The 5,837-nt window shown below is 34.2% G+C and carries 4 protein-coding genes; all 4 read right to left on the reverse strand.

Going from position 1 to position 5,837, the window contains the following annotated elements; translation table 11 throughout:
* Window positions 1–244: 244 nt before the first annotated feature.
* Window positions 245–1,429: a porin gene (locus GOQ24_RS02140; RefSeq protein WP_155092753.1), complete on the reverse strand. Its 1,185-nt coding sequence runs from the start codon at window positions 1,427–1,429 to the stop codon at window positions 245–247.
* A 20-nt stretch (window positions 1,430–1,449) separates the two neighbouring features.
* Window positions 1,450–2,796, reverse strand: a complete 1,347-nt coding sequence (locus tag GOQ24_RS02145; protein ID WP_160339019.1) for an anaerobic C4-dicarboxylate transporter family protein — start codon at window positions 2,794–2,796, stop codon at window positions 1,450–1,452.
* Window positions 2,797–2,960: 164 nt separating this feature from the next.
* On the reverse strand, window positions 2,961–4,031 hold the full coding sequence (locus tag GOQ24_RS02150; RefSeq protein WP_160339020.1) for a type II asparaginase: 1,071 nt from the start codon (window positions 4,029–4,031) through the stop codon (window positions 2,961–2,963).
* Between the two features lie 13 nt (window positions 4,032–4,044).
* Window positions 4,045–5,454, reverse strand: coding sequence for an aspartate ammonia-lyase (aspA, locus tag GOQ24_RS02155; protein WP_160339021.1), 1,410 nt, complete (start codon window positions 5,452–5,454; stop codon window positions 4,045–4,047).
* Window positions 5,455–5,837: the final 383 nt, after the last annotated feature.

The following is a 5,837-nucleotide window of genomic DNA, read 5'->3' on the forward strand; positions in this document are numbered from 1 at the left end:
GAAAAACACTATCTATTTCCCTGCAAACTTATTTATTATATTTTTTTATTTAAAAAATCTCATAATCATAAAACAAATACTATTTTTATAAAACAAACAATACATTATTTAACAATATTCAATAAAATTAATCGCTTTTAATATAACAAAGAAAACTTTCTACTTAATAACAAAAAAACAGCTACTTCACTTACATGAAATAGCTGTTCAATAAAAAAATTATAAATATAATTTACACTATAGCCTAAAGTATTAATAAAGGAGCTACAAATCCGATAGATAGTCTTCCAGTATTGTAGTTTTCTAATCCTAATTGATCTTTTGCAAATCCTGAGTGTTTGTAGTAACGTCCAACATAAGAAACGAAGAATCTAATGTTGATATCTTTAAATGGGATGTACTGAAGCTCTGGAATAAAACCATAACTTGTGCGTAAGTGGTTTGTTCCACTTTGCTCAGGTGTTACATTTTTACCATAAGCATCACTTGTCATTAAAGTAAGTGATAAGTTAAGCTTAGGTGTAGCTAAGTATTCCATTTTAAGCCAGTTTTCCATATATGAAACATCTTGAGCAGTAGCTTGGTTATCACCTTGACTGTTTAACATCCCCGTTACAAGTCCTTTGCGATCAAGCCCCTCGTTACTGTATTTAAAATCATACATTAAGGTAAGTTTATTATCTTGGTATTTGTGACCAAGCGAATAATAATTCATTCCTTTTTTCTTAGCTTCTTGGAAATAACTATAACTGTAAATAGTCTCGAATTTACCATCGAAGAAACTACCTCTCCAGTTTGTAATATAAGCCATTGCAGTTTTTGATGTTTCTACTCCAACTGGCACAGTTCCTTTGTAAATGTCTTCAAAATCACTGTTACGCGCATTTAGAACTTGTACACCAAATGTGTGATTTGGATTTACTTTATGGGTAATACCAACCCCTGTTAAGAAGTTATCGGCATATTCCAAGATATCATTATATTCAACGATATCAATTGGATTCAAATCAAACTCGTATCCTCCCCAATCAGCACTCATTTTCCCTAAAGTAACTTGTGTATTTGGAGTCACATCTACCCCGATAAATGCAATATCAGTAGAACGAGCAAAATTATCGCGACTTCCTGGTTCTTTTGTTTTTGTATAACGATCTCTGAATCTAAAGAACACTTTCTCGTGTATCTTACCTTTAATTTCTAAACGACCTTGGTTATTATTAAATTTAGACTCGGTGTGATTACCGTCTAAAAATTGATTATCCAACCCAAAACGCATATTAAAGATTACATCAACGTTTTTCAATAAGTTTTGCTTCTCTGTTGGAATAATAGGTTTAGAGATAGAATCATTGCCAGATTGTTTCTCTAAGGCTTGACCAAACACAACGGCTTGCCCCATTAATGCCATTAATAATAATAATTTTTTCATGATATGATTATTTTTCAACTTTATATTACAATGGAACCTATCAAGAAACCGGCGGCGATCGCAACGATAATGGCTACTAAACCAGGTACCATAAAACTGTGATTAATTACAAACTTTCCAATCTTTGTACTTCCCGTGCGGTCAAAGTTGATTGCCGCTAATAGCGTTGGATATCCCGGTAAAACGAAATCAGCGTTTACAGCAGGGAAAATAGCAATCAAAGCAGGGTTAGACAATCCTAAAGCCATACCCAAAGGCATCATGGTTTTAGTAGTAGCAGCTTGGCTAAACATCAATGCACCTAATACAAATACAGCGATGGCAAAAGTCCAAGGATACATCGTTACAATCTCTTCCAAATAACCTTGAATCTCAACATAGTTGTGACTCATAAAAGTAGCACTCATCCAAACCACACCGAAAACAGAAACAACGGCTGTGGCCATAGAGCTAAACAAACTTACTTGTGTTACTTTAACAGCACTTGTTTTAGTCAACAAAAGCATTGCTGCAGAAGCCGTTAAAGTTACCATACAAATAATAGCAACCATTTGCATCTCACCTGTAGCTTTCATTACCAAGCTTGCCTCACCTGGGGCAAACGTAGGTAGTATTCCAGGAAAAGCTCCTGCTAGTACAATTAAAAGAACTGCAATTGAAAAGATAATAACAGATAGTTTCGCACCTTTTTGTATTTCTTTTGGTTTACCATTCTCAGTAGAGTCCAAACTCGCCGCGAAAGCAGGGTCTTTCATCTTTTCAAGAAAGATTGGATCATCGTTTAGTTCTTTACCTTTTTTCAAAACGGCTAAACAAGAAACAAAGATTCCAATGATACAAGCAGGAATACAAATTTTCATTATATCAATTAAAGCTCCTTGGTAATTCAATATAGTCGCTCCAGCGAAAGCCGCAGTAGCAGCACTCATCGGACTTCCAGTAATTGCTAAGTGAGAGGCAATAACAGAAACACTAAGTGGTCTCTCTGGTCTAATTCTCTTTTTAGCGGCTACCTCTGATATAATGGGTAAAAGCGAATATAACAAGTGAGCTGTTCCTGCAAACAAGCAGAAAAAATACACTGTAAATGGAGCGATAAATACTATTTTAGAAGGATTGCTTCGAATTACTTTCTCAGCCAGATATACAAGATAATCTAATCCTCCACAAGCTTGCAGAGTTGCGGCTGTTGTAACAATAGCCATAATCACAAGCATCACGTCAATAGGTGGATCTCCTGGGCGCATATCAAAGAAGAATACAAAAATGATAAGCCCTACCATTCCCATCACACCTAATCCTATTCCTTTCATCTGAGAGCCAATTAATATCATGGCTATCAATATAATAAACTGTATTAACAACATATTGTGTCAGTTTAATTTCACTTAAATAAGGGCATAAAAAAAGGAGCATGCCTTCTCTTAAGAGATACATTTGTTGCTCCTTTTTCAATATTTTAAAGAATACTATAAACCTCTTATTTATAAAAGTGAGTAAAAGAAGTAGTTATAGTAATACCCTGATTTTATTAGTATTTAAAGAAAATATCTTGAATTGCGTTAGCATCTTTTGTTCTTGTCAAAGCAAGCATTAAAAGAATACGCGCTTTTTGTGGATTCAAATCATCAGCTACAACAAATCCTAAAGCTTGGTCGTCTACCTCATTGAATAAAGTAACGCGTCCTGCACCAGCTCTTGCTGCTCTACATACTGCGATTCCTGATTTTGCCGCTGCTTCTAATTCAGCTCCCACTTGAGCGTTGAAGTTACCATTACCCATACCAGCGTAAACAATACCATCTACTTTAGCATCGCGTACTGCTTTTACAGTTATTGCACTTGCATCAGCATAACCATAGATAATCTCTACTTGAGGTAATTTTTTCAATCCTTTGATGTTGAATTTAGGCGCTGAAGAGCGAAGTGATTTGTAGTAATAGCTTACTTTACCATCATAGATTAAACCAATTGGTCCAAAGTTTCTTGATTGGAAAGTAGCAATATTAGTAGTAATTGTTTTAGTCACATCTCTAGCTGCAAATACAGCTTCATTCATTGCTGTAACCACACCAATACCTTGACTATTTGGAGATGCTGCAACCATTACTGCATCAAGTAAGTTTCTATTTCCATCTTGACTCATTGCAGTTGATGGACGCATAGCCCCAACAAGAACAACAGGTTTATCTGAATGAACAGTTAATTCTAAGAAATAAGCAGTTTCCTCTTGAGTATCTGTACCGTGAGTAATTACCACACCATCAGCTTCATTGTTGTCAAATATCTCATTGATACGCTCACTTAGTTTTAACCAAGTTTCGATATTCATATCTTGACTACCAATTTGAGCGATTTGCTCTCCTTTTACTTTTGCCAAGTCGTGAATTTGAGGAACGGCATTTAACAAATCATCTACTGGTACTTTACCAGCTGTATAAGCAGCTTTAGTAGAAGATTCTCCAGAACCAGCGATTGTTCCACCAGTTGCTAAAATAATTACTCTTGATTGTGGGGCATCTGCAGATTGAGTTGCCTTAGTTTGTGCTTGTATTTGGAAAGTAAACATTACTCCAAACACGATTGCTAATACCTTTTTCATGTTTTAAAGACTATTAAGAGTTTATTAATTTCGGATGTATTAAATTTTCTAATGAATAAATCTCATCCCATTTTTCTTGTGTAATTAACTTGCGCTCTACCACTACGATTTCATGGATATTCTTACCAGAAAGCAATGCTTCACCTGCTACACTCGCACAAATTTCATACCCTAAGATAGGATTTAATTGTGTAACTATCCCTATACTACCCATAACTAAATTCGCACAATGTGCTTCATTAGCCGTAATTCCTACGATACACTTGTCAACTAAAGTTTCCAAAGCATTTTTCAAATATTCCAACGAAGTAAACAGTGCGAAACCGATTACTGGTTCCATTACATTTAGTTGTAATTGTCCAGCTTCAGAGGCCATAGTCACAGTTAAATCTTGACCTATTACATAAAAACAAGTTTGGTTTACCACCTCTGGAATAACAGGGTTTACTTTACCAGGCATAATAGAAGATCCTGGTTGACGTGCTGGTAAATTAATCTCATTTAGTCCTGTACGAGGTCCTGAACTCAATAAACGTAAATCATTACAAATTTTAGAAATCTTAACTGCTGCTCTTTTTAAAGTTCCCATGATTTGAACATACGCACCAGTATCACTTGTTGCTTCAATCAAGTCAGGTGAAAGCGTTAAAGCAAGTCCTGTCTCTTTTGCCAAGTATTTCACACATAATTCTGGATAAGCTTCCGGGGCATTTACTTTTGTACCAATTGCTGTAGCTCCCATATTAACTTCCAAGATTAAACTTTGTGCTTCTTTTAATCTAAGGTAATCCTCACCAACTGTTGTTGCAAAAGCATTAAACTCTTGACCTAAAGTCATTGGAACAGCATCTTGTAATTGTGTACGTCCCATTTTCAATACCTTGTCAAACTCCTTACCTTTAGCTGCAAAAGCCTTTTGTACTTTTTGCATAGATCCACAAAAAGACTCTATTTTTAAATATAGTGCAATTCTAAAAGCAGTTGGATATGCATCGTTGGTTGATTGTGAACAATTCACGTGATTGTTTGGATGTACAAACTCATACTCTCCTTTTTTATGACCTAAATGCTCAAGGGCGATATTGGCAATTACCTCATTTGCATTCATGTTAACAGAGGTACCTGCTCCACCTTGAATCAAATCACTTACAAACTGATCGTCGTATTTTCCCGATACAACCTGATCACATGCAAAACAAATAGCATCTGCGATTTCAGGCTTCAATACCCCACAATCCTTATTTGCTAATGCTGCAGCTTTTTTTACCCATCCAAGAGCCTTAATAAGGTCTCTTTCTTTAACAAGGGTAATTCCTGTTATATTAAAATTTTCAATAGCTCTATAGGTTTGTACCCCATAATATTTGTCGTTAGGAATATCTAATTCTCCTAAGAAATCATGCTCTCTTCTAGTATCTTTCATATTATACTATTTTGAAGTTATTTATTAAAAATTATAAAAAACATATTAGATAACTATTTTATATTGATCGATAAGTTACTTTACATTTAAAAGCTTCTAATCAAGTAGCTATAAAAAAATCAAATAATGTATTTTGATATAGTACTTACAAAAACAGTTCCAAAATCTTTTATTGATTCAAAGGTAAAACATATTGAAAATTAAAAATATGGTAATTTATCATGTTTTTATTAGATATAATTTCATAATTTATAAAAGAAGGTTTGCAAAAATATAAATAAAAAAAGTTAAGTATCTTCAAAAACAACAGTAAAACGATTCATATTTTGATACAAATTTTAAATTATAAAATACAAATCTCAATAAAGTAGGTAGATTATTAT

The sequence above is a fragment of the Myroides sp. LoEW2-1 genome (assembly GCF_009767705.1).
GTDB classification, from domain to species: domain Bacteria; phylum Bacteroidota; class Bacteroidia; order Flavobacteriales; family Flavobacteriaceae; genus Flavobacterium; species Flavobacterium album_A.

Excerpts from the sequence above, each read along its gene's own strand:
- GOQ24_RS02140 (WP_155092753.1), bottom strand. The coding sequence starts at position 1,429 with ATGAAAAAATTATTATTATTAATGGCATTAATGGGGCAAGCCGTTGTG.
- GOQ24_RS02145 (WP_160339019.1), bottom strand. The coding sequence starts at position 2,796 with ATGTTGTTAATACAGTTTATTATATTGATAGCCATGATATTAATTGGC.
- GOQ24_RS02150 (WP_160339020.1), bottom strand. The coding sequence starts at position 4,031 with ATGAAAAAGGTATTAGCAATCGTGTTTGGAGTAATGTTTACTTTCCAA.
- aspA (WP_160339021.1), bottom strand. The coding sequence starts at position 5,454 with ATGAAAGATACTAGAAGAGAGCATGATTTCTTAGGAGAATTAGATATT.